This window comes from Novosphingobium sp. NBM11 (assembly GCF_015390225.1).
In the GTDB taxonomy this organism is placed as follows: Bacteria; Pseudomonadota; Alphaproteobacteria; order Sphingomonadales; family Sphingomonadaceae; genus Novosphingobium.
The window spans coordinates 976,027-1,001,898 of sequence record NZ_VUOG01000003.1; the positions used below are offsets into that span (position 1 = coordinate 976,027).

Annotated in this window: 21 protein-coding genes and 2 pseudogenes; 16 read left to right on the forward strand and 7 right to left on the reverse strand. The window is 62.5% G+C overall.

Annotated features, from left to right (window positions below; translation table 11 throughout):
- Nucleotides 1-145 precede the first annotated feature (145 nt).
- The 5 genes from F1640_RS24435 to F1640_RS24455 are packed head-to-tail and all read left to right on the forward strand — an operon-like array spanning nucleotide 146 to nucleotide 8,427.
- A complete protein-coding gene (locus F1640_RS24435; protein ID WP_194917748.1) occupies nucleotides 146-838 on the forward strand; it encodes a hypothetical protein in 693 nt (230 codons plus the stop codon).
- Entirely contained in the window at nucleotides 835-2,952 is a 2,118-nt protein-coding gene (locus F1640_RS24440; RefSeq protein ID WP_194917681.1) for a DDE-type integrase/transposase/recombinase, read from the forward strand. Before F1640_RS24435 ends, F1640_RS24440 begins: the two co-directional genes overlap by 4 nt.
- Nucleotides 2,949-4,079: a TniB family NTP-binding protein gene (locus F1640_RS24445; protein WP_194917679.1), complete on the forward strand. Its 1,131-nt coding sequence runs from the start codon at nucleotides 2,949-2,951 to the stop codon at nucleotides 4,077-4,079. The genes F1640_RS24440 and F1640_RS24445 overlap by 4 nt, the downstream gene beginning before the upstream one ends.
- Nucleotides 4,076-5,983, forward strand: coding sequence for a TniQ family protein (locus F1640_RS24450; RefSeq protein ID WP_194917677.1), 1,908 nt, complete (start codon nucleotides 4,076-4,078; stop codon nucleotides 5,981-5,983). The genes F1640_RS24445 and F1640_RS24450 overlap by 4 nt, the downstream gene beginning before the upstream one ends.
- Entirely contained in the window at nucleotides 5,980-8,427 is a 2,448-nt protein-coding gene (locus F1640_RS24455) for a DEAD/DEAH box helicase family protein (RefSeq protein WP_194917675.1), read from the forward strand. Before F1640_RS24450 ends, F1640_RS24455 begins: the two co-directional genes overlap by 4 nt.
- 125 nt (nucleotides 8,428-8,552) lie before the next feature.
- Here F1640_RS24455 and F1640_RS25640 read toward each other — a convergent pair whose 3' ends face one another.
- The 5 genes from F1640_RS25640 to F1640_RS24475 all read right to left on the reverse strand — a co-directional run bounded on the left by F1640_RS25640 (nucleotide 8,553) and on the right by F1640_RS24475 (nucleotide 12,008).
- Nucleotides 8,553-8,687, reverse strand: coding sequence for a hypothetical protein (locus F1640_RS25640; RefSeq protein WP_255530712.1), 135 nt, complete (start codon nucleotides 8,685-8,687; stop codon nucleotides 8,553-8,555).
- Between the two features lie 291 nt (nucleotides 8,688-8,978).
- The gene (locus tag F1640_RS24460) at nucleotides 8,979-9,473 is read right to left on the reverse strand and encodes a sigma factor-like helix-turn-helix DNA-binding protein (protein ID WP_194922011.1); all 495 of its coding nucleotides are present in this window, start codon (nucleotides 9,471-9,473) and stop codon (nucleotides 8,979-8,981) included.
- Nucleotides 9,474-9,646: 173 nt separating this feature from the next.
- Nucleotides 9,647-9,853 carry a hypothetical protein gene (locus F1640_RS24465; protein ID WP_194922013.1) on the reverse strand — a complete coding sequence of 69 codons (207 nt, stop codon included), beginning with the start codon at nucleotides 9,851-9,853 and terminating at the stop codon, nucleotides 9,647-9,649.
- Nucleotides 9,854-10,005: 152 nt separating this feature from the next.
- Nucleotides 10,006-11,202 (reverse strand): DUF932 domain-containing protein, encoded by a 1,197-nt coding sequence (locus F1640_RS24470; RefSeq protein ID WP_194922130.1) that lies wholly within the window; start codon nucleotides 11,200-11,202, stop codon nucleotides 10,006-10,008.
- 101 nt (nucleotides 11,203-11,303) lie between these two features.
- Nucleotides 11,304-12,008 carry a hypothetical protein gene (locus tag F1640_RS24475; protein WP_194922015.1) on the reverse strand — a complete coding sequence of 235 codons (705 nt, stop codon included), beginning with the start codon at nucleotides 12,006-12,008 and terminating at the stop codon, nucleotides 11,304-11,306.
- 166 nt (nucleotides 12,009-12,174) lie between these two features.
- On the opposite strand from F1640_RS24475, the gene F1640_RS24480 reads away from it, so the two are divergent.
- The 3 genes and pseudogenes from F1640_RS24480 to istB all read left to right on the forward strand — a co-directional run bounded on the left by F1640_RS24480 (nucleotide 12,175) and on the right by istB (nucleotide 15,090).
- Complete coding sequence (locus F1640_RS24480) at nucleotides 12,175-12,699, forward strand: MucR family transcriptional regulator (protein WP_206694950.1); 525 nt, start codon at nucleotides 12,175-12,177, stop codon at nucleotides 12,697-12,699.
- Nucleotides 12,700-12,741: 42 nt separating this feature from the next.
- Entirely contained in the window at nucleotides 12,742-14,253 is a 1,512-nt protein-coding gene (gene istA, locus F1640_RS24485) for an IS21 family transposase (RefSeq protein WP_066770782.1), read from the forward strand.
- Nucleotides 14,250-15,090: pseudogene (gene istB / locus F1640_RS24490) on the forward strand (IS21-like element helper ATPase IstB). The gene istA and the pseudogene istB overlap by 4 nt, the downstream one beginning before the upstream one ends.
- Nucleotides 15,091-15,210: 120 nt before the next feature.
- Here the strand turns inward: istB and F1640_RS24495 are convergent.
- A pseudogene (locus F1640_RS24495) lies at nucleotides 15,211-15,750 on the reverse strand (transposase family protein); the annotation flags it as partial.
- Between the two features lie 747 nt (nucleotides 15,751-16,497).
- Between F1640_RS24495 and F1640_RS24500 the strand changes: the two are divergent.
- The 8 genes from F1640_RS24500 (at nucleotide 16,498) to F1640_RS24535 (ending at nucleotide 24,874) form a co-directional block, all read left to right on the forward strand.
- Entirely contained in the window at nucleotides 16,498-17,523 is a 1,026-nt protein-coding gene (locus tag F1640_RS24500) for an IS110 family transposase (protein ID WP_194922017.1), read from the forward strand.
- Between the two features lie 481 nt (nucleotides 17,524-18,004).
- Nucleotides 18,005-18,913, forward strand: coding sequence for a tyrosine-type recombinase/integrase (locus F1640_RS24505; protein WP_194919170.1), 909 nt, complete (start codon nucleotides 18,005-18,007; stop codon nucleotides 18,911-18,913).
- Nucleotides 18,914-18,917: 4 nt separating this feature from the next.
- Nucleotides 18,918-20,117 (forward strand): IS91 family transposase, encoded by a 1,200-nt coding sequence (locus F1640_RS24510; RefSeq protein WP_194919169.1) that lies wholly within the window; start codon nucleotides 18,918-18,920, stop codon nucleotides 20,115-20,117.
- Nucleotides 20,118-20,753: 636 nt separating this feature from the next.
- Nucleotides 20,754-21,023, forward strand: a complete 270-nt coding sequence (locus F1640_RS24515; RefSeq protein WP_309229357.1) for an aldo/keto reductase — start codon at nucleotides 20,754-20,756, stop codon at nucleotides 21,021-21,023.
- Nucleotides 21,024-21,100: 77 nt separating this feature from the next.
- Nucleotides 21,101-22,450: an IS1380 family transposase gene (locus F1640_RS24520; protein ID WP_194917264.1), complete on the forward strand. Its 1,350-nt coding sequence runs from the start codon at nucleotides 21,101-21,103 to the stop codon at nucleotides 22,448-22,450.
- A gap of 171 nt (nucleotides 22,451-22,621) precedes the next feature.
- Nucleotides 22,622-23,416 (forward strand): aldo/keto reductase, encoded by a 795-nt coding sequence (locus F1640_RS24525; protein ID WP_309229365.1) that lies wholly within the window; start codon nucleotides 22,622-22,624, stop codon nucleotides 23,414-23,416.
- Between the two features lie 121 nt (nucleotides 23,417-23,537).
- Nucleotides 23,538-24,392 (forward strand): VOC family protein, encoded by an 855-nt coding sequence (locus tag F1640_RS24530; protein WP_194922019.1) that lies wholly within the window; start codon nucleotides 23,538-23,540, stop codon nucleotides 24,390-24,392.
- A complete protein-coding gene (locus tag F1640_RS24535; protein WP_309229358.1) occupies nucleotides 24,389-24,874 on the forward strand; it encodes a putative quinol monooxygenase in 486 nt (161 codons plus the stop codon). Before F1640_RS24530 ends, F1640_RS24535 begins: the two co-directional genes overlap by 4 nt.
- A 51-nt stretch (nucleotides 24,875-24,925) precedes the next feature.
- Here the strand turns inward: F1640_RS24535 and F1640_RS24540 are convergent, their stop codons facing one another.
- A complete protein-coding gene (locus F1640_RS24540) occupies nucleotides 24,926-25,831 on the reverse strand; it encodes a LysR family transcriptional regulator (RefSeq protein ID WP_194922021.1) in 906 nt (301 codons plus the stop codon).
- Nucleotides 25,832-25,872 lie beyond the last annotated feature (41 nt).

The window sequence follows — 25,872 nt, forward strand, 5'->3', positions numbered from 1 at the left end:
GCCCGTGTCGGCGGTCAGAACGACTGACAGTGGCAGGCCACGCGTAACCCATTCGACGATCATCGTCTGAGCGGAACCGATTAACGCCCTTTGCGGAAGCAGTTATACTGAACCGGCAATTCGAGTCGTTCCCGCAAGGAGAATAGTGGATGCCGGCGTGACCGACAAATCTGCCCGTTTGCGTTCTGGCGCAACGGTGCGGTTCGCCCGAAATCCGGCAGGACGGCCGGGGCAAAGATCGTGCACGGGCTGGTATCAGTCGATCAAGGCTGGCGATGCGCTACCTTATGAGAGCCTGCTCGAGCGCGATGCGCTGCTGCTTCTCGACTTCGATCCCGATGTTGCGCAGTTCGGGGTGCAACCGGCAACGTTCGTTTGGACGGAAGCAGGCCGACAGCGGCGTTACACCCCCGATATCCGATTGGAGACGGTGAGCGGCGAAGTCATCTACCGGCAGGTAAAACTGGCCACACGATTGGCGGCTGATCCGACCTTGGGCGGACGGTTGCCAGCAATCGAAGCTGAGTGCGTCGCACGTGGGGCCCGGCACGAGATGTGGCTCGACACCGATATCCGGCGACAGCCACGCTTATCGAATGCGCGACGGCTGCGCGCAACGGTGGCGGTGCTGGCGGCAGAAAACCTCCTCGCGATACACACCATAATCACCCGCCTCCCCTTTCCGTCGAACCTGGGCGCAGCCGCCGAGGCACTCGGCGGCCGACCCGTGCATGTCAACATTGTGCTCGGCCTCGTGGCAGTCGGCGAGCTTGTGGTGGATCTCGATCGACCGCTCGATGACGACACGGTCCTCATGCGGGGAAGGAATGCGAAATGAACGCAACGCCGATGTGCTTCCAGCAAGGCGACACGCTCTCGATCCGGGACGATCAAGGTCAGGTGGCGCTCTGGTTGGTGATCGAGCGCAAGCGCCGTGGCTATCTTCTGCGACCGCAGAGCGGCAGCGATGCGCGAACATGGAGCGACGATGAAATCGACATCGTCTATGGCGCCCGGCGGCTGGCGCATCATCCTTGCAATGCGGACGGCCTGCCCAAGGTGATCGCCGAGACGCTGGAGAAAACCTGGGAGTTCTGGCCCGAAGAAATCCGCCGCGAGGCCGAGCGCAGGGACACCTATGTACGCATGGTCGACGCGATTCGCGGCGAGCACCCGACACTCATGGGCGCCTATGCCGCTGCCGCTGAGGCTGTCTTCGCCGCGCATCATGAACAATGGGAACGCGAGGATGCCGCGCTTGCGGCCCGGATGGCCGCGGAGCGGCGAAAAGGGAACGGCGAGCCGCGCCGCACCAAGGAAGCGGCCCGGCCCAATCCCTATACAGTGCGGGCGTGGTATAGCGTATGGAGCCGGCACGGCCGGGATGTCCGGCTCCTGATCCCGCATTATCATCGGCGCGGGGCACGCCAACCCCGCTATGCGCGCGAGGACGGCGATCATCCCGATACCTACAAGCTCATGCGGCAGGCCGTCGAAGTCTGGTATTTGGGCATGCCGCGGCGGCGGAAGAACTATGCCTATCGCCGCTATGTCGATTTGTGCCGCGAACAGAATGTTCCTGCGGTCAGCGACCGGACCTTCCGCGTGTTTATCCGCGACAATTATACCGAGCGGCAGGAATATGAGCGTCGCTTCGGCCGGCGCGCCGCCTGGCTGAAGTTCGGCATCTTCGAGCGGCGGAGCCCGCCCGAACGGCCGCTCGAAGAAGTGGAGGTGGATCATTGCCTGATCGATCTGGTGGTGGTGCATCCGGACAGCGGCCGCGCCTTGGGGCGGCCCTGGCTCACCGCGCTTCTCGATCGCGCCACCCGCATGATTATAGGGGTGCATCTGAGCTTCGAGGCGCCGTCCTATGCCTCACTTCAGAGAGCGCTTGCCCATTCCCTGTGGAAGAAGGATCTCTCCGGGCTCGCCGATATTGAGCATGACTGGCCGTGCCACGGCGTGCCCGAATGGCTGATCTGCGACAACGGCAAGGAGTTCCGGTCGCAATCGCTGCAGTCGGCCGCCAGGATGCTCGACATCGGCATCGTCAATCTGCCGGTGAAAATGCCATGGTTGAAGGGCGCGGTCGAGCGCGTGTTCCAGACCATCGGCGTGCAGGTGTTCAGCCATGAGGAAGGCACGACATTGTCGCGGACCATGGATCTCTATGATCCGGTGGCGCGGGCAAGGCTGTCGCTCGAGGATGTGCGTAGTCGTATCCTCAAGTGGATCGTCGACGACTATCATCACAGCGTCCACGATACGTTGAAATGCACGCCCTATGAGCGCTGGCGAGAACTCAGCGCGCTTTACCCGGTGCGCCCAGTTCCCGACTTCGACCATATTGTACGGCTGACCGGAGAGACCTTCTTCCGGCGCATCTCCAACATCGGCATCCAATATGAGGGGCTGCTCTATGCTGATCGGGAGAAGCTCGAACCGCTGCTGGCGCGCCGCGGCGGGTTGGAAAAAGACTGGGAGTTACGCTATGATCCCTATGATCTGGGTGAGGTCTGGCTGCTCGACGACGAGCGCGGCGAATGGCTGATGATCCCGTGTGTCGACCAGAGCATATCGCGGGGCGTCTCCAAATATCAGCACAAGATCCATCGCTCGATCGCAAAGCGAAGCCTGCCGAAGAATGCGCCGGTGACGGTCGCCGATCTCGAAGCAGCGCGCGGTTTTGCCGAACAGACGGCGGGAGAGCTGCAAAGTGAGGCGAGTAAAGTCCGCAGCAAGACGCGGGCAGCGCGGTACGAGACCGACGGTCGCTACTTCACGCCGATCGAAGGCCAAAAGGGACCGCCTGAAATAGGAACGCAGGCACCGGCGGTAGAAACCGCACCACGTGCGACGAAACAGCCACCGGTGCCGTCGCCTCCCGTGATAGATCTCGACGCGGACATCGAGGCTCTGGTTGCACAATGGTCGGACCCGAGGCGATGACACATCATCGCGCCGCGAAGTTATCGGCACGGCCAGCGGTGCCCGACGCCGTGCTTGCGTTCGAGACCACGGTGATCCCGCATACGCGGCACATGGAAGCGAAGGCGGCGATCCGCGAGTTACATGGCCGATACCGCCCGCGCGAGGACAGCCGACGCTTCAAGGCCCGGGCCCTGCTCATCATCGGCTCTGCTGGGTCCGGCAAGACGACGGCGCTCGAGGACTATATGGCCGACTATCCCGACAGCGCCACAGAGGACGCCGATATCCGCCGCATTGTTTATGTTGAAGCACCGGAACGGACGACGCGACGGGCGCTGGTAGGGGCGATCCTCGGCGCCTACGGCTATCGTGCGCGGGACCATTGGAACACCAGCGAGGTGATCGAGAAGATCGCCTTCTATGCCGAGGAGACGGGCACCGAGATGATCTTCATCGATGAAGGGCATCACATGGTGAACGAGAATAATCCCGACATGACGGCGGAAGTGACCGAGTTCATCAAGTCATTGCTCAACCGTGTGAAAGTCCAGATCGTGATCGCGGGTCTTCCCCGGCTGCTCGACATCTCCGTGCCGGGCGAGAAGACGATGCAACTGCGCCGTCGGTTGCAACCGACGATCATCCTCAAGCCCTATGACTGGGCGACCCGGAGCGGCCGCACGATGTTCTCTGGCGTGCTTGGCGTCATGGAGAAGATGATGGGGTTGCCGGATGCGTCCGGCCTCGCGAAGCATGAGATGGCGAAACGCATCTACGTCGCGACGGGCGGCGAGATCGGGATCGTCTCCAAATATCTGAGCCAGGCGCTGAGCGTGGCACTGGCGATCGGCCGACGGTCGATCGATCTGAACCTGTTGGGAGAAGTTCATGCGGGTTGGCATCCGATTTATGAGCCCGACGTCAGGGATATGCTGGACTTCGATGCGATCCTTGAGGATGAACCGTCAGTTCCGAGCGGCGGCCCGGCCCGCCACGACAACCCCTTCCTGTGTTCGGCCGAACGCCTACGCGAGATCTGGCTGCGCGACACCGTACCTCCGTCGCCCAGGAATATGAGCCGCGTCACAAAGCTGCGCGGAAGCGGCGCGCAACCCCTGCGGCCCTTCGTGCGCGAGGGATTATGACAGCATCGGCAACTCGACTTGCGTTGCGGGTGCGGCCGGCAGCGTTCGAGCCAGGCTGGGCACTGTTCAACCGGCTTGCCCTGCGGCATGGCTGTGAAACCCAGCTGGAATTTGCGCGTCAGGTGCCGCTGGTCGACCGGACCGACTTCGTTCGGGATATGGAGCGTGGGCGACGCTTTCACGATATCGCGCGGCTCAGCGGCGTGCCGCTCGAAACATTGCTTCGTAACTCGATAATGCAGACCGAGGGTGGGAGCGTCCTTGCAGGTGAGCTGGTGAGCCGCAGCGGCAATATCAGCTATAGTTGTCACTTCGCCCGTATCTGCCCGGACTGCATGCGATCGGATATCGAGCAGGGTCACGGGCCGGTCGCCTGTCGACCGTGGCGGCGCTCCTGGTGGGATCTGGCGAAGGTATCGAGTTGTCCTCATCATGGTCGGGCGCTGCTGGCGACATGTCCTGCCTGTCGGCACGCGTTCCGCCGTTCGGACCTGTCACCAGCGCGTTGCACATGTGGGCACGATCTGACGCAGGAATGTACTGAAGCGATCACGTCGGACGGCAAGATCGGCGATGCCTATCTTGTCGGCAGGCTTGGCGATGGCCCCTGCATCTCCCACGCGTTCCTCGACAGCCTGGCGTTCGCGGACGCCGCCGAGATCATGCAATGGGTGGGCTCGGTCGCACGCTGGGGCAGATTAATCGTCAGCTGGCGCCGGCAGGAGCCTGCGGAGCGTGCCCGCACCATGGCGGCGGGCTTTGCGGTCTGCGAGGACTTCCCCAACCAGTTCGAAAAGATGCTGGACGGGATGCTGGCAGCATGTCCGCTCAAGCGCCTGACGCCCGTGGGTGTCTATGGGCGTCTGCAATACTGGCTCGGCCTGTCCACCAATCCGGCTCTCGAGCCAATCCGGGAGACCGTCAAGAATCATGTGGTGAAGAATGTGCCGATAACAGCAGGCACGATGTTGTTCCGCCAACCCGCAACAGAAGGCGATCTCACCACGCTAGGCGGTCTGGCGAAGCTCTGCGGCGTATCCGCTGAACGGGTCGCGACCGTAGCTGCGGCATTGAGGTTGATCGACTCGCTGTCCAGCAACGCCCGGGGTATGGTCGTGCCGAAATCCCTCGAGGAGCCGTTGACGGCCTTCTTCCGCGAGTCCTGTTCTCCCGAGGAGGCACGGCGTTATCTCGGCGTCGGTCTCGGGCTGTTCAAGGCGCTCATAACGCGACGCTATCTTCCCCGCGCCTTCCCGCTTGGTGGAGCGTCGATCCCGGCACAGTATCGTCTGGCCGATCTCGACCGCTTCCTCATTGCATTGCACGGCGATGCGCCCTTCGTCACAGCGCCGCCACCGGGCAGCGAGACGATCCTGCGCGCCGTGCGCATCTGTTATCGGTCCTCGGAGGCGATTATCGGCGGGCTGCTGCGCGGCCAGATCAGGGCAACGGGCCGCTTACGCAGCGAACGAGGCATTGCGCAGATACTGGTCGATACCGACGCGGTGATCGCCGGCCTCGAATATAAGGATGATCCGGTGTTCATGCTCATGGCGCAAGCCGCGCGCCACCTCGGCGTGACCATCCCGACGGTTGCAAAGCTCAAACAAATGGGATGGCTGACAATCGACAGGAAACAGACACGGCTCAGGATCGTGCCCGCCTTACGGCGAGCGGAGGTCGAAGCGTTCGGTGCGCGCTTCGTCAGTGCTGCCGAGTTGGCGCGTATCCCCAGCAAAGCTACCCATGCCGTCAGGGTTCATCAACATCTGCGAAGCGCCGGTCTGGTGCCGGCGATCGTTGGAAGCCGAAAGCTGCAGCCCTTCTATCACCGCGAGAGCGCCGAAAAAGTGATCCGTGGAGTCTATCGTGATCGGTTGCCCGAAACGACTGCAGCGATGTGAACGGATCTGCCGGCACAGATGAAGCGGCGCGGCTGCGGGCCCGGCTCAAGGCCCTGGATGACGAGCGGGCGGCGGTGATCGCAGCGCTGGATGCCGTCGCGACGCAACAATCGACCGAGCACCGAAAAGCTGATGCGATCTCCCTGTTCTCCGATCCTCCGGTAACTGCGACATCGCCGACAGGCAAGAAGGTCGCGTTGTTCCGCAGGCTGTTCGCCGGTCGTGAAGATGTCTTCCCACTGCGCTGGGAGAATCGCAAGACCGGGCGCGGCGGCTATGCGCCCGCCTGCGGCAATGAGTGGAAACGCGGACTCTGTGACAAGCCGCAGGTCAAATGCGGCGAGTGCGCGCACCAGGCGTTCCTGCCCGTGACGGACGAGGTGATCGACAAACATCTGCGTGGGCGGGCGGTATCGCGATCCGACGCGGGCGACTTTGTGGCGGGCGTTTACCCGCTGCTTGCGGACGAGAGCTGCCGGTTCCTCGCGGCCGACTTCGACAAGGCGAGCTGGGCCGAGGACGCGCTCGCCATGATGGAAACCTGCCGCCTGCGAGGGGTGTCCGCCGCGCTCGAGCGATCCCGATCCGGCAATGGCGGCCATGTCTGGATATTCTTCGCCGACGCCGTGCCGGCACGAACCGCCCGCGCGCTGGGCGCATCGCTATTGACCGACACGATGGAGCGGCGTCCGGAGATCGGGTTCGGCTCCTATGATCGCTTCTTCCCGAGCCAGGACACCATGCCGCTCGGCGGGTTCGGCAATCTGATCGCGCTGCCGCTGCAGGGGCATGCCCGCCGGCGTGGAAACAGCCTGTTCGTGGATGAGCAGTTGCGCCCCTATCCCGATCAATGGGCGTTCCTGTCTTCGCTGTCGCAGCTGGATGCGCACGACGCCGCGCGCATGGTGGCCGACGCGGAAATGCGCGGGCGGGTGCTGGGTGTGCGGATGCCGGTGGAGGACGAGCATGCCGCCGAGCCCTGGCGGATGACACCGTCCCGGCGGCCGCCCTTGTTGCCTGTGGCCGAACCGCTGCCCGAGACACTTGGGATCGTGCTGGGCGATCAGGTCTACATCGACCGGACTGGGTTGCCGGCGGCGCTAACCGCGCAGATCGTCAGGCTCGCGGCGTTCCAGAATCCCGAGTTCTATCGGGCGCAGGCGATGCGCCTGCCGACGTTCGGCAAACCGAGGATCATCTCCTGCGCGGAGCTTCACCAGAAACATATCGGGCTGCCGCGAGGATGCCTCGACGAACTGGTTGCGCTTATAGCTGCTCATGGAAGCACTGTCAGGATCGACGACCAGCGAATGGCAGGGACTCCGCTCCCGGACGGCCTGTCCTTCCAGGGTGATCTCGAAGAACCCCAGCAAAGGGCGGTCGAGGCGCTCGATCCACATGATGACGGGGTGCTGGCCGCGACGACGGCGTTCGGCAAGACGGTGGTGGCCGCACACCTTATCGCAAAGCGGCGGGTCAATGCACTCGTGCTCGTCCATCGTAAGGAGCTGGTCAGCCAATGGGTCGAACGGCTGCGAACGTTCCTCGATATCGATCCGAAGCTGATCGGGACGATCGGCGGTGGCAAGCGAAAGCCTACGGGCGTGATCGACGTGGCGCTGATACAGAGCCTCGTAAGGCACGGCGAGGTCTCGGATCTGGTTGGCGACTATGGTCACCTCATCGTCGACGAATGCCATCACCTGTCCGCGGCGAGCTTCGAACTTGTAGCCCGGCGCGCCAAGGCCAGGTTCGTGCTCGGCCTGTCCGCCACGGTTGCGCGCAAGGATGGGCATCAGCCGATCATCTTCATGCAATGCGGCCCGATCCGCTATCGGGTAGATGCGCGAACCCAGGCCGCTCGCCGGGGGATCGCCCATCGCACACGGCAACGACGCACAGCATTCCGGCTGCCGCAGCCGCTCGCGATCATGGACAGACCGCCGATGCCGGCGGTTTATGCCGCGCTGGCGCAGGACGAGGCCCGAAACGATCTTATCTTCGATGACGTGCTCCGTGCCCTGGAGGCGAAGCGCTCGCCAGTAATCCTGACAGAGCGCAAGGACCATCTCGAATATCTGCAGGGCCGGTTATCCCGGTTCGTGCGTAATCTCGTGGTGCTGCGGGGTGGGATGAGCGCAGCGGAACGCAAGGTGGCAGACTCGGCACTGCGTGTGCCTGACAGCGAGGAGCGGCTCATCCTCGCAACGGGCCGCTATATCGGCGAAGGGTTCGATGACGACCGTCTCGACACGCTGTTCCTGACCATGCCGATCTCCTGGAAAGGGACGCTCGCGCAGTATGTCGGGCGCCTGCATCGGCGGCACGCCGGGAAAACTGACGTGCTCGTCTATGACTATGTCGACGATGCGGTCCCGATGCTCTCACGCATGGCCGCCAAGCGTCAGGCCGGATATCGCGCGCTCGGCTACACCATCGAGTAATCCGGGGCAGAATCACTTATCGATTCTCGGGGGCCACCGGCGAATCGAGAACCGATTCTGCGAATGAGATTTATGGTTCTCGAAGGCCGCCAGATACTGCCTGCAACCGCCAATGTCATATGCGCTTATCGATTCTCCACAGACATCGCCGTGCTGTCGACGCCCATGCCCCAGGCGGCCACCACCGGGACACCGTAAAGGGCCGCGTACCGCTGATCGTCGTTTACTGCGGCAAGCGCAGGATGCATCGGCGTGTACATCTCAGTTCTCCCAATGGGCCCGCCCGTCGACGCGCCCCCTTAGAGGATGAGGGTCATCACGGATTGGTGGCGCTGCGGGCCGCTGGTGGAGACTTGGAAAGGCTGAAACGAGTCGCCGGTACGCAGCACGAATTGCGGCCGTCCGGTCTCACGCTTCCTTTGTACGGCCACCGCATAAGCGTGATCGTAAGAGGCCAGCCTCGCGCGTTTGGACGACCCGGGCGGTGGAAGGACGCTCATCATGACTGATGCTCCTCGGGAATGTTGGTGTCGGGAAAGGCTAAGGCGAGGTCACGCCCCATCGAGCGCGCGACCAATCGCCAGAATCGCATCGGCGAGATGCTGCTCGACGTCGCGGGTGTTGATGCCCAAGCGTGAAGCGATCGCGCTTAGATCCTGCCGGTCGCGCTGGTGGCCCAACAGTACGTCGCGGGTCGTCTCGGGCAACGCCGCGATCGCCCTGGCGTATCGTTCGGCTTGTAACGCGGGAGTATCGCCGATGCTGGCAGAGCTCACGCGCACCCAGGCACGCACCCAATAGCCGTCCTCATCATGTTCGACAGCCAGCGCGTTCGCGTCCACGCGCAAAAGATTGGCCGTTTCCCAGCGCTCGCGGGCAGCGGCAACGACGGCCAAGGCAGGCTTGTCGCGTGCAAGAAGGGCGTCGATCCGTGACGCCAGTTCGTAGCTGTTGCGGCTGCGATCTCGCCGCAGGCTGAAACGTGGGTGATCGTTGAAGAAGTCGAGCGCCTCTCTAAGGAGCGCGCGGGCATCGTGGTCGGACATGACGATAATCTCCGTTGCGCCGGTTCGGAACCGGCACTCTCGTCGCGCCCTCCCCTCGCCGGTTTTGCGCCTCAGGCGGCCCAGGGCGCTGTTGCGCTGTGATGACGTCGGGATACGCTGCTCGAGAGCGGGCTTCTCCCGTGGCCAGGAAGCCAGCGGGAGAAGCTGGTCAGTTAACGGGCGACCACGCGACGGGTAAGATCGGGGATGCGGACGTTGTCGTAGGGACTGGAGACCGACATCTCGAGCGCGTCGCGTTGGGCGCGATACCAGTCAGTGGCTTCGACCTTGTAGGTCTCGGTCGCATAAGCCTCGCCTCCGCTCGAGAATTCGACGTCGACGGTGAAGCTATGCAGTTCGGTTTGGGCGGAAGCGTGCATGATCTGATCCTTTCGGAATGAAAAGGGCGGCTCCGACCTGGGTCGAAGCCGCCGCGCTGGTGTTGGGATTGAGGAGCCGGACGACGGCCGACGTGACGGCGAACACGCGCGACGCGGAGGAGCGGAACGGCGTGTCCTTCGAGAGGTGGGCCTTAGTTGGCTTTGGCGAACAGCTTGCGCGCCTTGCCTTCGATCTCGAGCCGGGTGTCCTGATTGGACTTCGCGCGGGCGTGCGCGGTGATACCCTGCACGAAGTCGAACAGGCTCGCGGGCGGATGCCCTTCCTCGGCGATCACCGACTGGATGATCTTGGCAGTGTCGGTCTTGGAAAAGCCGTTCTTGCGCAGGAAGGTCTCGCGATCTTCATCGGTGCGCGCGACGATGCGACCGCGCGCTGTCTTGACGCCCTCGATGAAGCTCAAAGCCGAGCTGTCGGCAAAGCTCTCGAGGGCCGGTGCTGCTTCATGAGCGAAGCGGTTGGCCGCGAACTTGGAATGCCGGATCGAGATCTCCTCGAAATTTTCAACGCCCCACAGGTTGCGATTCATACACACGGCACGGAGATAAAATGTTGCAATTCCCAATGTCTTGGAGCCGACTTCTGAGTTCCAACAATAGAAGCCTCTGAAGAAGAGATCAGGCTCGCCATTGGGCAGTTTGCCGGCTTCGATCGGATGCGTATCGTCAACCAGGAACAGGAAGACATCGCGATCCGACGCGTAGAGCGTGGTCGTTTCCCGTGTGACGTCGACATAGGGGTTGTACCGCATGGAGCTCCAATCGAGCACACCAGGCACCTTCCAGCGCGTATCCGAAACGCCGTTGCCGGCGATCTTCATGACGGCTGCGACCAGTTCATGGTCCCAGATGCGGCCATAGTCGGGGCCAGTTACGGCGCGCAGTTCGGCGCGGCCCTCATGGGTCTTGAGCAGCTTCACCTGTTCGCCGCGGTGGCTGAGCAGGCCATGCTGAAGATTGATCCCGGCAAGAGCGGCGGGAAGATTACGAAGATAGGAGGCGGGCGCGCCGACAAGGCTGGAGAGCTGACCGAAGGACCAGTTGGTCGGCGCGATCGGCTCCGCCTCTCCGGGAACGATCAGGCTCAGGCGCTCGGCATTGTCCATGGTCGCCTCGACACGCACGTCGCGGCTTTCGACCACGCGGGTGCGAGCGCGATCTGCGCGGCGGCGGACGCTGTCGTAAAGCTCTTCGAGGGACAGGAACTTCTCGTCATCGGGACGAGAAAACCATTCGGACGAAACCCGTCCGATGTTGCGACCGCGGGAGATATCGACCTTGTAGGCGCCGGAAACTCGAGGCGCGTCAATCTGCGGGGCAAGCGTTGCCATGGGAGAATCTCCTTGATGGAAAGGACCGATCCGCTTCGGACCGGCCACCCCATCCCCACCCCCTTCCCTCCACATTGTCCGCCGCCACAGAGAATGGACTTTCACGCGGCGTCCCGGCGTTGCCATTCGTAGAGCAGATGGGCGTCGGGATCATATTCCGAGCCGATGGATATGCGCACGAGTTTGCCATCGCAGGCGAAGGCGGATGCGCGCGGGAAGGACAGGTAGGAGCGCCCCTCAAGGATCATGTCGCCAGAACGAACCTGGGTGATCGCCCGCGTCGTCCCGAGCGCACGATGTCCTGCGGGCGCGTCGATCAATTTCAGACTGTCACCAGCCCGGATCTGCTTCTTGAAGGCCGCGAGCGTCAGTTTCGCCTGGACCGGGTTCTTCGCGCCGCGTCTGGCGGCCAGCGCCGCCCAATAGGCCTGGCCGATGCGGGCTTCGCAGTAGAACGAACAGGTGTGGAAGTCCTGCAGCAGATTGGACCGGGTGAAGCCGAAACGCTCCATCTGGTCGCGCACTTCCACGAAGAAGCTATTTTGCGCGTCGCGTGGAGTGAGATCGGCTGGCGTATCCAGGATTTCGGCGATAATCTTACGGCCGCCGGCAAACTTATCAGTCCTGATCGCAAAGCGCGTATCGGGGAATTTGGCCTTCAAATGCCCTTCGATGCGGGCCGCCAGCGTCGCGAGGTTATCGCCGGCACGGTAGAGATCACCTTGGTAGTGAAAGTTGCCGCGTTCGTCATGGTTGGTCTGGCTGTACAAGCGCGCAGACGCGTCCAGTGCGGGAATATCGGTCATGGATTTTCTCCAGGGAATAGCTCACGGCACGATTGCCGCGGCATCCACGGAAGCCCTCCTCCCCTCCACTTTGACTCGGGCCTGAAATGAAGGCACCAGTTCATTTACGCTTGCGCAAGTGAGCCTGCTCCAAGATCGGAAGTTCCAGCCAGAAGAAGGATATTGCATGGCCGAGTCCGAAGATGCGGGCGTCATGTCTTTGACCGTGACGTTGCTCAGTGCCTATTTCGCGAACAATACCGTGCCGAGCAGCGAGTTGCCGGCCCTCGTCGAGGGAACACGGCGGGCTCTGCTCGGCGATGCGTCGACGCCGCCGGCGGCAGGAGCTTCCGCCGCAGAACCTTCTTCGACTACGCCGTCACAAGACGTCCAGCCCGTCGCTCCTGAAGCGCCGGCAGCGGCACCGGAATATAAGCCGGCGGTTTCGATTGAGGAAAGTCTGGCTTCGCCCGATCAGATACTGAGCCTGATCGATGGCAAGCCCTACAAGGCCCTCAAGCGACATCTCTCGACGCACGGGCTGACGCCCGCCGATTATCGCGCCCGATACGGTCTGCCGGCCGATTATCCTCTGGTGGCGCCAAGCTATTCAGCGGCACGCCGCGAGGTTGCGCAGAAGTTCGGCCTTGTGCAGGGCGGTGACAAAACCAGCCACTGGAACGCCAGCGAAGTGCTGAGCGTGGCGGAGTAAAAACCGGCCAGTGGTAAGGCTGCCCTTTTGAGGGCGGCCGGGATGTATGCCGTGGAAGTTTACGCGAGTGTTCGGCAGTTTGTGTTTGTGCAGGGGCGCAGCCAGCGAGAGGCCGCGCGGGTATTTGGATTAAGCCGGGAGACGATTGGCAAGATCTGCCGATTTTCACTGCCACCTGGCTATACGCGCACGAAGCCGGTGGAGAAGCCTAAGCTGGGGCCTTTGCTGCCGGTGGTTGACGCGATTTTGGAAGGTGACCGGACGGCGCCGGTCAAGCAGCGACACACGGCGAAGCGGATCTTCGAGCGGCTGCGCGATGAATATGGCTATGGCGGCGGCTACACGGTGGTGAAGGACTATGTCCGGCTGAGCCGGGTGCGTGGCCGCGAGACATTTGTGCCGCTGGCGCACCCACCGGGGCATGCGCAGGTGGATTTTGGCGAAGCGGTGGGCGTGATTGGCGGTGTGGAGCAGAAGATCCACTTCCTGTGCATGGATTTGCCGCAGTCCGATGCCTGTTTCGTGAAGGCTTTCCCGCGCGAGACGACCGAGGCATTTCTGGATGGGCATGTATCGGCCTTCGACTTCTTTGGCGGCATTCCCCAGTCGATCCTCTACGACAACACGACGATTGCGGTGGCCAAGATTCTGGGGGACGGCAAGCGTGAGCGCACACGTGCCTTCAGCGAGCTGGTCAGCCACTACCTGTTTTCTGACCGCTTCGGCCGACCCGGCAAGGGGAATGACAAGGGCAAGGTCGAAGGGCTGGTCAAATACGCGCGCCGCAACTTCATGACGCCCAAGCCGCAGGCGGCGAGCTATGACGCACTGAACGCGGCTCTTTTGGAGCGCTGTCATGCGCGGCAAGGCGAACGTGCTGGCCGCCATGCCCAGACCATCGGTGAGCGCATGGTTGCTGACGTTGCGGCGCTACGCCCACTACCGCCGGTGCCATTGGAGCCATGCGAGAGGCGCAGCGCCCGTGTGTCATCGACGGCGCTGGTGCGGTATCGCGGCAATGATTACTCGGTGCCCACAAGGTTTGGGTTCCAGGATGTGGTGGTGAAGGGCTTCGTGGACGAGGTGGTGATCCTGTCCGGCGCCGAGGAGATCGCCCGCCATGTGCGCAGTTATGGCAGCGGCGATTTTGTGGCCGATCCGCTGCATTATCTGGCGCTGATCGAGACAAAGCCGAATGCTCTCGATCAGGCGGCTGCACTGCAGAATTGGGCCTTGCCCGATGTCTTTGCCCACCTGCGGCAATTGCTGGAGGGACGCATGGGCCGCAAGGGCAAGCGCGAGTATATCCAGGTCTTGCGCTTGCTGGAAGCGATGCCCATGGCCGTGGTGACCCATGCTGTCACTCAGGCGATCCACATGGGCGCGATCAGCTTTGATGCGGTGAAGCAGATCGCACTGGCCAGGATGGAACGGCGGCCCGCCAGGCTTGACCTGACGACCTATCCCCACCTGCCAAGGCTGGATGTGAAGGTCACGCAGGCGGCTGATTATGCGGCTCTGATGCCCCAGGTCTCGAAGGAGATGGCAGCATGAGCCGGGCGCCCGATGACAACCTGCCCACCGGCACCACCGCTGGTGCGCCACAGGTGCTGCTGGCCCACCACCTCAAGCAACTCAAACTGCCGACCGTTTTGCGCGAATATGAGAAAGTAGCCCGGGAGTGCGCGCGTGATGGTGTCGATCATCCCCGCTATCTACTGCGCCTGATCGAACTGGAACTGATCGACCGTGAGCGGCGCACTGTCGAACGCCGGATCCGTGCTGCCCGGTTCCCGGCCGTCAAAAGCTTCGATACCTTCGACTTCACCGCCATCCCCAGCCTCAACAAGATGCTGACGCTGGATCTGGCGCGCTGCGAATATATCCTGCGGCGCGAGAATATCATTGCGCTGGGCAATAGCGGGACGGGCAAAACCCATGTGGCGCTCGCCCTGGGGCTGGCCGCCTGCCAGAAGGGCTTCACCGTGACCTTCACCACCGCCGCGGCGCTGGTGAACCAGTTACTGGAAGCCCGCGACGAGAAGCGGCTGCTCAAGATGCAGCGCGAGTTGGCTGCAGTGAAGCTGCTGATCATCGACGAACTGGGTTACGTCCCGCTCTCGCCCACCGGCGCGGAGCTGTTGTTCGAGACCTTCTCCCAGCGCTACGAACGCGGCTCCACCATCGTTACCTCCAACCTGCCGTTTGAGGACTGGACGCAGGTGCTTGGGTCCGAGCGCCTGACCGGCGCATTGCTGGATCGTTTGACCCACCACGTCAGCATCCTGACCATGAATGGTGACAGTTACCCGCCTAAAGCAGTCAGCCAGTCGCCGTCGCGCCACTGCCAGCGGGGCGGAGCAAAACCAGGCCACCGTCGACGAAAACTGACCCATCAAAACGGCCAAAAGCAAAGGGCCCCGATCGGGGCCCTTTGCTTTGCACCTGCCGCAACATCAGTGGCCTACTTTTACTCCGCCACAGTGGCCGGTTTTTGCTCCGCCGTTGACACCGTTCCAAATCGCAAACAATCGTGCCGTAAGTTTGACCACGCCGAAAGGCGAAGTCGTCAATGCCAATGACATTGAGCTCATCGCACCGTGCACCGACACGTCGCCGTACGACCCGCAACAGAGTGTCTTTGCTCACAGGCATCATCAGCCGTTGGGCAAAAGCTGCTCCAGGCCTGCCACCAAGCGCCAGTCCAAGCTGATGAACGATCGTTTCGAGCCGCTGAGTTCGCCGAGCGTACCGGGTAAGAACGCTTTTATTGAATTGCTCGCAAAAGATGCGTCGGCCACAAACTACCACGTCACACCAGAAACGACGTGCCTCGATCAAGAGAATAACCCGCCGACCGCTAAGCGGAAGGTCCGATGGTCTGCGCACATATCGACTTTGTACGCGCCGACTTCGTCGGCCACAGTCGGGACATGTCCCTACAGAGCAACGCGACCGTAACAGAATATGGAAATTCTCACCGACGCTATCAACCGAAACGACCACGAAACCTTCGGGGACCAAGTTCGCGCGCTGAAATCGACCGGGCATGGCAGATCCTCTCAATGGAACAGCCAAAGCCTATCATACCAGCAGCAAAAGTGAGTCAGAGCCACTTCTCAGTGGAAATTTACGCCCCTCCCGGGTCAACTCTCAGCAGAAATCAACAACTACCTGCTCGCGACATGTTCGATCGCAGTTCACTTCAGCGAAGTTTCGTGTCGGAGGATTACAAGCGAGCCCCTGCGCACTGAGCAATCCACGTCCGCAATGTCGGCGTGTCCGGAAGGGCATCTTTCAGTCAGGAAATGCGCGTAGCCGCCTGCCGCGACACATCTTAACCAATGGCGGCTGTCGTGGGGCATCCTCGACCGATAGAAGGCAGCAAGAGCTGGGTTATCAGTCGTTCGCGCCCCGTTGTCGGGCAGCCTTATCATCATCACGACGAAGAAAGCGCCTTGTCAGCGCCATCGTGAGAAGCTGATCCCACCAGCAAAGCGCTACAATTGCGGGTAACGCGATTAGTAACCAGAGAAGCGTCATCAATGTCCCTGATCCGGCACTCGAGTCGATTACAGAGCTTACGGCTGTTGCCTGATGATGCAAGTGTCTTGAAAAGAGGCAGGAATCCGCGTCGTGTCCGGAAAGGCCGATTATGACGCAGGGAGGGCGAGAGTCGCCGTCGGCACGCCGGCCTCGGGCCGGCGCATTACGCCACAATTCCGTTGGTGTGGACGCCCCCTGACGGCATCGACGTGCCAGAGTGGAGGTGTTGAAGCACCACAGCAGGAGGCGACCATGGGTGAGATTAGCACAGTCGGCATTGATCTGGCCAAGTCGGTTTTCCAGGTTCACGGCGCGGATGCGAGCGGAGCAGTTGTGATCCGCAAAAAGCTGCGACGTGACGAGGTCCTGGCGTTCTTCTCGACGTTGCCGCGATGCGTGGTGGCGATGGAGGCATGCGCGAGCGCTCATTATTGGGCACGCGAGATCGCCGCATTGGGGCACGACACGAAGCTGATCCCGCCGGCGTACGTAAAGCCGTTCGTCAAACGGCAGAAGAACGACATGGCTGATGCCGAGGCGATCTGCGAGGCAGCACAGCGCCCGACGATGCGGTTCGTCCAGGGTAAGAGCGCTGAGGCGCAGGCATCAGCGGTGGTGTTCCGGACCCGCGACCTGCTCGTGCGTCAACGTACCCAGTTAATCAACGCTCTGCGCGGCCATCTCACCGAGTTCGGCTACATCGTGCGTCAGGGTGTCGGGCACGTCGGCAGGCTGATCGAGATGGTCGGCAATCCCACCTCCGACATCCCGCCTCAGGCGCGACCCGTGCTGGCCGTGATCGCGCAAGGGCTGGAGACGCTGCAGACGCAGATCGCCCTGCTCGACCGCGAGATCGCGAGCCGTGCGAAAGCTGATCCGGTGGCGAAGCGGCTGATGACGATCCCCGGCATCGGCCCGGTGATCGCGACGGCGCTGGTGGCGCTGGCGCCAGCTGCCAGCACCTTCCGTCGCGGGCGCGACTTTGCGGCTTGGCTCGGCCTCGTACCCCGACAGCACTCCAGCGGCGGCAAGGAGCGCCTCGGGCGGACAACGAAGATGGGCGAGCGTAGCTTGCGCAGGCTTCTGATCATCGGCGCGAGCTCGGTGACGAAGGTTGCGGCGCGCAATCCTGACAAAGCCGGCGCATGGCTGGCCGGCATGCTGGCTCGCAAGCCACGCATGCTGATCACCGTCGCGCTCGCGAACAAAATGGCTAGGACCGTTTGGGCGCTGATGGCGCACGGCGGATCGTATAGAGCTCCGGCCGCAGCGGCGTAGCCGCTAAGGCTTGAGGCGTCAGGGACGCAAGGAAGGTCAGTAGAGAGGTATGGCGCAACGGTCAGAAGACGGGGTCGGGAAAACCAGGGAAACGTCCAAGCGCCTCGAGCGCGCAATTCCGGTATGGACCCGATCCGCGATCTCCATACAGGCCAGCAGCCGTGATGATGGCTGCATCAACAGGCCGGACACACGGAAGCACCTGAACCTGTGCGATCAAATCTTTCGAATACCCCCTTGTATCCGATGGGGCGTCCACACACGGTCGTTCAAAGGCCCAGGCTGCGGCGTCGGAACCGGCCATACATTCACACTGGCGGCTTCACTGCTGAAAGACGAGGGCTGGGACTAGTACGAACCCGCTGGCGCGGGAGTGGCGCTTGTTTTGAGGTGTGGCCAGTGATCGGTGGCCTGAGCGTAAGTTGAGGTCTGGGCGAAGTAGGCAGACGATCGCGGCTCCTTTCAACCAAGGAGTCGTACTATGACCACCGTTCTGTCCGATGCCCCCGCCACTTCGCTGCGTCAGCGCATGATCGAAGACATGAACATGCGCAGGTTCACGCGGAAGACCCAGTTCGACTATGTGCGCCACGTCGCGCGGTTCGCCACATATCTTGGGCGCCCTCCCGATACTGCGACCGTAGAAGAGCTCCGGCAATTCCAGGTTGAACAGCGCGAGGCGGGCATTGGCATCCCGACCATGAACAGCATCGTTTCTGCGCTGCGGTTCTTTTTCACGCACACCATTGATCGCCCGGATCTCTCCCGCAAGCTCTATACGGTCAAGAATCCGCGCTCCTTGCCCGTTGTCCTCAGCCGCGACGAAGTCGTGCTTCTGCTTGGCGCGACCAACTGCCTGAAGCACAAGGCCGCACTGTCCGTTGCGTATGGCGCTGGCTTGCGCGCCGCCGAAGTGACGATGCTGAAGGTCCGTGATGTCGACAGCAAGCGCATGCTCCTGCGAGTGGAGCGCGGTAAAGGCGGGCGATATCGCAATGCGCTCCTGCCCGCTGACCTTCTTGCCCTTTTGCGTGAGTGGTGGACGGTTGGCCGCAAGCAGGGCGTCATGCACGCTGATGGCTGGCTGTTCCCGGGCATGCACTATCTCAAGCCGCTTAGTACCAGGCAGCTCCATCGGATCGTTGTCGATGCTGCCGAGGCTGCGGGTATCAAAAAACGGGTCGGCCCACACACTCTGCGGCACAGCTTCGCCACGCATCTGCTTGAAGACGGCGTCGATATCCGGATCATCCAGGCACTGCTCGGGCATGCAAACCTCGAGACAACCGCTTTCTACACCACGGTCGCAACTCGAACCGTGCGCGCGGTCATCAGTCCGCTGGACAAATTGACGACGCTACTCGAGGCGCAGGTGACTCCTCCCGGCTGAGCCGGTGCGCGCCTCGATCGAGGTCGCCGATATCTTCCGTAGCGCCGGGCCCGCCTATCGTGCAGCCCATGCCGGGCATCTGAGCCTCGGCCAGCTCAAGGTCATGACGGCGATCGAGAATTGCCGCACCGCTGCACTAGGCGGTCACGTCGAGGCCTGCGACGACTGCGGGCACTGGCGGATCGCCTACAACTCCTGCCGCAACCGGCACTGTCCCAAGTGCCAAGGCGCTGCTGCGCGCACCTGGCTGGCCGCGCGTGAGGCCGATCTGTTGCCGGTCGGCTACTTCCACGTCGTCTTCACGGTGCCTGCCGAGATCGCCGACATCGCCTGGCAGAACAAGGCGGTGGTCTATGACCTGCTGTTCCGCGCCGCTGCGGACACGATGCTGACCATCGCGGCCGATCCCAAGCACCTCGGCACGCGGGTTGGGATCACTGCTGTCTTGCACACGTGGGGATCGGCGCTGACCCACCACCCGCATGTGCACATGATCGTACCTGGCGGCGGCATCGCGCTCGACGGCACGCGGTGGATCTCGTCACGCCCCGCCTTCCTGTTACCGGTGCGCGTGCTGGGCGCGTTATTCCGCCGCCTGTTCCTCACTCGCCTGTTGGCATTGTTCGATGCCGGCAAGCTCGTCTTCTTCAGCACCTTGGCGGGCCTAGCGATACGCAAGGCCTTCCTGCGGCATCTGTCCCCGATCCGGAAGAAGCGCTGGGTGGTCTATGCCAAGCCGCCCTTTGCCGGGCCGCAGGCGGTGCTGGCCTATCTCTCGCGCTACACGCACCGCGTTGCCATCTCGAACCGGCGGCTCATCGGCTTCGACGAGACCGGCGTGACGTTCCGCTACAAGGATTACCGCCGCGATGGCGCCGAACGCCAGCAGGTCATGACGCTGGCCACCGACGAGTTCATCCGCCGCTTTCTGATCCACGTCCTGCCGCGCGGCTTCCACCGCATCCGGCATTACGGCCTACTTGCCAGTTCAACCCACAAGGAGGCCATGGCGCTGGCCCGCAGGCTGCTTGGCGTCGCCGCGCAGATTGAAGAGACCGACACCGAACCCGACGAACCGACCGATCATCGCCCGCCATGCCCATGTTGCGGCGGGCACATGACCATCATCGAAACGTTCGCCCGCTGGTGCCAGCCCCGCGCTCCGCCGCAATCGGCACCACCGATCCGAAAGAACACGCCATGATCCGGCATGGCCCATCCTGCATGATGGCCGTGAACGTTACGCCTCGGCCCATGGGGATACGTGTGTCGATGCCGCCAGCCCAGCCAGAATCGAGCTCATTGCCAACACGATCAGTGGCGCTTCGAGCACAATGGCCATCTGACTTCCATGCTGTTCCGTCCATCACGGACTGGCTGATAGGCTTGCTTCAGTCGCCCCAATCCACGCCAAAGCCCTTTTACCCATAGACCTGTGCGAGCCTCACCGCGGGTCGTACTTGTAAGACTTTCGTACGCCTGCCGGCGCCCGAAACCCTTCGACATTCCTGCCGGTTGGCTCCGGGGCTGGGAACGTCAGGTTATGCCTAAAGCGGATGTCGTCAGATCAACAGCGAGAGATATCACCAGGTTCATTCAAACCCGCCATTTTGTTACCTCACGACAGCCAGTTGTATCAGGCTAACTGTTCCTGCCCGGTTAAGAGGCGCGAGCCCAGTAACGCATGTCCTAAAGGCAGCCTGCTCATTCACGCAGTGATCTGTGAACGCGCTTCCAAAGTGCTGGGATTTCTGCCCGGCTACTCGTCGTCCCGGCAAGAACATATTCCTTTCTTCGACACCGAACACGGGGTTCGGAACAGAACTGAAAGGTAACGACGATGGCACTCAAGGACATTCTTCCCAGCCAGATCGGCTTTGGCGCAGCACCGCTCGGCAACATGTTTCGCGATATTCCCGAAGAAGAGGCGCTGGCGACTGTCGAGGCGGCTTGGTCTGACGGCATCCGCTACTATGATAACGCGCCGTTTTATGGTGCTGGACTGGCCGAGATCCGCATGGGCGCGGCCCTTGCCGACAAGCCGCGTGATGAGTTCGTAACCCGGCTTATTCACCGCGTTGGGCCGAGAGGGTTGGCGGGAGTGGCATAAGCCTCTGATCTGAATTAGGAACTGGGTGTCTAAGCCGAACCTGCCGCAGGGCAGAAGATGCCACAGGCCACCCCGCCATGACCGACGATACTGCAAACCCATTCCGATTCCCAGCAGTGCGCAGCCGGAAAGTCACAGCCGCCTTTGATGGTGGTCGGCTGACCTCGGACGGCGGCGTCCTGCTACTGGCACAGGCTGAGCGCGCGATGGGCATCTGCCGTCGGCTTGCCGCTTGCATAGCCGACCCGCGTGACCCTGGCCGGGTGATCCATGCGCTGCCCGACATCCTGCGCGCCCGGGTGTTCGCGATCGCTTGCGGATACGAGGATGCCGACGATCTCGACGCCCTTCGCGACGATCCCGGCTTCCGCCTGGCGCTGGGCAAGCTGCCGGGCTCCGGTGCCGGGCTTGCGAGCCAACCCACGATGAGCCGCTGGGAGAACGCGCCGACCACGCGCGAACTGGCGAAGTTGATGGCCGCCATGATCGATATCTACTGCGCCAGCTATCCCACTTCGCCGGCGGCGGTGACGTTGGATATCGATGACACCTGCGATGTCGTCCACGGCTATCAGCAGCTCTCGTTCTGGAACGGGCACCATGGCGAGCGCTGCTTCCTGCCGATCCACGTCTACGACACCGCCAGTGGCCGGCCGGTGGCGATGCTGCTTCGCACCGGCAAGACGCCATCTGGCGCCGAAGCTGCTGGCCACATCCGGCGTCTGGTGCGTCACATCCGCCGGCACTGGCCCGATACCCACCTCACCATCCGCGGTGACGGGCACTATGGCCGCCCCGAGGTCATGGCGTTCTGCGAGGCGTACGGCATCGATTACGTGTTCGGCCTGCCAACCAACGCTGCGCTGCGGGCCGATCCCGCCATCGTCGCCGTCGCCGATACCTGCGCGGTCAAGCGGGCCGAGGAGCAGCGTGTGATCCTGCGAAACTATGCCGAGACCCGCTACGGCGCCAAAAGCTGGAAGGGCCAGCGCCGCGTCGTCGCCCGGATCGAGGCCAGCACGCTGGGCATGGACATCCGCTATGTCGTCACTTCGCTGACCCAAGGCTCGGCCGAGCACATCTACGACACGCTCTACTGTGCCCGCGGCCAGGCCGAAAACCTGATCAAGCGGCACAAGACCCAGCTCGCCAGCGATCGCACCTCGTGCCGCTCGGCCAATGCCAACCAGATGCGCCTCATTCTGCACACCGCCGCCTACTGGCTCCTGTGGCGGATCCAGCAAGAAATCCCAAAATCTGCCGCGCTTGCCGTCGCCGAGTTCGCAACGATCCGCCTCCGGTTGCTCAAGGTCGCCGCCCGCGTCATTGAATCCGCAACGCGCATCCGCATCGCCTTCGCGTCAGCATGCCCCGATGCCGCCACGTTCAAGGCCGTCGCCACCAACCTTCGGCCTGCTCCTACATAGCCCGCGCGGCCGTGCCGCCGAACCGCAAGCCCCCCTCCATTAACCCCGAAAAGCCCATCGATCCCACCGCGGTGAAAAACACCGCCAGAGGCGCTCGTCCGGATCACATCACCGAAAACGCATCGCCACCCAACAAGCCCGGAACCTCAGTCTCATGAATAGGCCGGGGTAATCAGCACCAAGGTCGGCCGCCTCATTCTCGATGAAGTCGAGGACGTCAGCGCCCGCGATCTGGGCGAGAAGGGCGATGTCTTCAAATATGGCCGCCCGAACAAGATCATGAACGACTATTCGGAAGAGGCGACCTACCGCTCGATCGAGGACAGCCTCAACCGCCTCAAGACCGACCACATCGACATCGCGTGGGTCCACGACATCGCGCAGGATTTCTATGGCGATGAATGGCTCAGCATGTTCGAGCAGGCGCGGCGCGGCGCATTCAAGGCGCTCGATCGGATGCGCGACGAAGGCGTGATCAAGGCCTGGGGGCTTGGCGTCAACCGCGTCGAACCGATCGAACTGCTGCTCGACCTCGACGGGCCGCGCCCTGACGGCTTCCTCCTGGCCGGCCGTTACACCCTGCTCGACCATGATCGTTCGCTGCAGCGTGTGATGCCGAAGGTGGCCGAGCGGGGGTTGGGCATCGTCGTGGGCGGTCCCTACAGCTCCGGGGCGCTCGTTGGCGGGCCGAACTTTGAATATGCTCCTGCCACGCCTGAGATCCTGAGCAAGGTGGCGCGCATCAAGGCAATTGCTGACAGCCACGGGATCAGCATGAAGGCTGCGGGCTTGCAGTTTGCGCTGGCCAATCCTGCCGTCGCCGCTGTGATCCCGGGTGCAAGCCGCCCCGGCCGCATCGCTGAGGACAGTGCCGCGCTGGCCGAGATCGTACCCGTCGACTTCTGGCGCGCACTGCGCAGCGAGGGCCTCGTCAACCCGGCAGCCCCGCTTCCCATCGCCGACTGACGCAGCCCCGCCGCTGCAAACTCGCAAAATTCAAGCACACCCCGGCCGAGGTTGCGCCTCGGTCGGAGGGTCCCCTGCGCGCTGATGGAACATGCGCCGATCAAAAATGGAGGAAATCATCATGTCTGATGCTACGACAATTACCCAGACCGGCCTTGACCGCCGCAACATGCTCCGCGCCTCGGGCGCTGTGCTGGTGGCTGGAACTGCTGGAGCGGCTCTTGCCGCGCCTGCAGTCGCACAAGGTTCCGAGCGCATGTCACCTGCGGCGCGCAATGCGGCCCCGCTCGGTGCGCGGCTGCAGGGGGTGCAGCATTTTGGGCTCACCGTGCAGAACATGGAGCGCGCTTTCGAGTTCTACACCGAGGTTCTTGGCGGCACTGAGGTGTTCCGCCACGGCGATTTTCAGGGCGATACAGTGCAGAACACCCTGCTGGCGGATCAGGAAATTCGCGCCAACGATCTTCACGTCAGCCCGGCCGCCATCGGCGTCCCGAACCTGCGTGACGGCGATCAGCGGCTCGACGTGCGCTTTATCCAGTTCGACAACGTGGTGATCGAACTGCTGCAATATCGCAATGCCGACGAACCACTGGGCGGTCCCAACAGCTTTGCCCCACCGCTGGAGAACATGAGCCCGGCCTTCCCGCGCATGATGCACATCTGCTTTTACGTGCGCGATGATGTGGACTTCAACAAGTTCATCACCGACCTCGAAGCCGAGTCAGCCCGGCGCGGCATGACGCAGGTGCGTGCCAACCGCACCATCCGCCTGCGCAGTGAAGCCGAACGCCGCGCCGCGCCCCAAAGCACGAACACCAACAAGGTGACCGTCGCGCCGTCCGATGGCTGGGAGCTGATCTACTGCAAGGGCCCAGAAGGCGAGCAACTGGAGTTCGTGAAAGCGCTCGGCCCGGTGAAGCAGCGCTTCGCCAATGCCCTGGCCGGACGTCAGCGCAAGCAGGCAGGACTGTGATCGCCGCCGGGACGGAGCCAAGCCTCCGTTCCGGCCACCTGCAGTACCATCGAAAGGAAATCACCGTGGCTATTCCATTCAAAATGATCGGCTTATCTGCCCTGATGCTGGCGACCGCGCCCGCAACCGCCGTCGCGCAGGACAATGCGGCACCCAAGGAGGGCATCCGCTATGCGCAGATCCTTACGGGCGCCTGGTCCATTGTCGCCGAAGTGCATGCAAAACCGGGCAAGGAAGCTGAACTTCGCGAAGCGACGCTGCCGCTGGTGGCTCTGGTCCGCAGCGACCCCAAGAACCTTGTCTATTTCCTACAGGAAGATCGCGCCCAGCCGGGGCACTTCATCTTCTACGAAGTCTTCGCCTCGCGCGAGGATTTCGAGGCGCACAACGCCATGCCTTACGTGCAGGCGTGGTTCGCAAGACTGCCCGACCTCGCGCAAGGCGGCGTACAGGTCATGCGAATGGAAGTGCTGGGACACTGACAGCCCTGAACAGACATGGCCGGTCCACCATTGCGGCGGATCGGCCATACCCTATTTCTGCTCAAGAAACGCTTGCATTCGCGGCACGGTGAAATCCAGGAAGGCCCGGACCCGTGCAGGCAAAAACTGCGATCCTTTGAACAGGGCGTGGATGTCATCCGTCTCGCCCAGATCGCAATCCACCAGCAACTCGACCAATTCTCCCCGCGCAATCTGGTTGCGCAGGTGATAATCAGCCACGCGGATGATGCCGACACCAGCGAGCGCCATGCGGCGAAGTGTTTCGCCATTGTTGGCCAACAGTGAACCGCTGAGCATCCGCTCGACAATGCGTCCGCCCTCGCGCATCGGCCAGACCGGCATCGCGCGGCGGAAATTGAAGCCCAGACAGTTGTGATGGACCAGATCCTCAGGACTGCGCGGTGTGCCGTGGCGGGCAAGATAGGCAGGCGATGCGACGATCCGGCGGCGCGTTTCGCCGATCTTGCGCGCCATCAGGTTGGAATCCGCGAGTTTGCCGACGCGGATAGCTATGTCGGTGCGCTCCATATAGAGATCCGCCACATCGTCCGACAGGGATAGATCGACGACAACCCTTGGATATGCTTCGAAGAAGTTCGGAAGGATCGGTTCGAGCGCTGCCGTGCCGAATGTCACCGATGAAGTAACCCGTACAATCCCATCTGCTTCCGCGCCGCCTTGAGCGATCTGTTGTTCGGTCTCGTCGAGCTGCCCAAGCAAAGCCTGGCTGCGCTCATAATAAAACTGCCCTTCGCCTGTCAGCGCGAGGCGCCGAGTGGAGCGTTCGATCAGCCGCACGCCGAGCCTCGCTTCCAGCCGGGCGATAAGCTTGGATACTGTGGAGGGCGTCATCAGCATCAGGCGAGCCGCCTCGGAGAAGCTGCCTGCTTCCACCACACGGACGAACACCATCATCTCGCCTGCGCGATTATCCATGAGACACCTGTGATCTTCATTCCTAGAACTGAGTGCAGTCT

Bases quoted from the DNA above. Each gene is read 5' to 3' on its own strand.
- F1640_RS25640 (WP_255530712.1), bottom strand. From the start codon at position 8,687: ATGTACACGCCGATGCATCCTGCGCTTGCCGCAGTAAACGACGATCAG.
- F1640_RS24505 (WP_194919170.1), top strand. From the start codon at position 18,005: ATGACCACCGTTCTGTCCGATGCCCCCGCCACTTCGCTGCGTCAGCGC.
- istA (WP_066770782.1), top strand. From the start codon at position 12,742: ATGTATGCCGTGGAAGTTTACGCGAGTGTTCGGCAGTTTGTGTTTGTG.
- F1640_RS24470 (WP_194922130.1), bottom strand. From the start codon at position 11,202: ATGGCAACGCTTGCCCCGCAGATTGACGCGCCTCGAGTTTCCGGCGCC.
- F1640_RS24530 (WP_194922019.1), top strand. From the start codon at position 23,538: ATGTCTGATGCTACGACAATTACCCAGACCGGCCTTGACCGCCGCAAC.
- F1640_RS24465 (WP_194922013.1), bottom strand. From the start codon at position 9,853: ATGCACGCTTCCGCCCAAACCGAACTGCATAGCTTCACCGTCGACGTC.
- F1640_RS24520 (WP_194917264.1), top strand. From the start codon at position 21,101: ATGACCGACGATACTGCAAACCCATTCCGATTCCCAGCAGTGCGCAGC.
- F1640_RS24445 (WP_194917679.1), top strand. From the start codon at position 2,949: ATGACACATCATCGCGCCGCGAAGTTATCGGCACGGCCAGCGGTGCCC.
- F1640_RS24500 (WP_194922017.1), top strand. From the start codon at position 16,498: ATGGGTGAGATTAGCACAGTCGGCATTGATCTGGCCAAGTCGGTTTTC.
- F1640_RS24480 (WP_206694950.1), top strand. From the start codon at position 12,175: ATGGCCGAGTCCGAAGATGCGGGCGTCATGTCTTTGACCGTGACGTTG.
- F1640_RS24450 (WP_194917677.1), top strand. From the start codon at position 4,076: ATGACAGCATCGGCAACTCGACTTGCGTTGCGGGTGCGGCCGGCAGCG.
- F1640_RS24460 (WP_194922011.1), bottom strand. From the start codon at position 9,473: ATGTCCGACCACGATGCCCGCGCGCTCCTTAGAGAGGCGCTCGACTTC.
- F1640_RS24440 (WP_194917681.1), top strand. From the start codon at position 835: ATGAACGCAACGCCGATGTGCTTCCAGCAAGGCGACACGCTCTCGATC.
- F1640_RS24475 (WP_194922015.1), bottom strand. From the start codon at position 12,008: ATGACCGATATTCCCGCACTGGACGCGTCTGCGCGCTTGTACAGCCAG.
- F1640_RS24540 (WP_194922021.1), bottom strand. From the start codon at position 25,831: ATGGATAATCGCGCAGGCGAGATGATGGTGTTCGTCCGTGTGGTGGAA.
- F1640_RS24515 (WP_309229357.1), top strand. From the start codon at position 20,754: ATGGCACTCAAGGACATTCTTCCCAGCCAGATCGGCTTTGGCGCAGCA.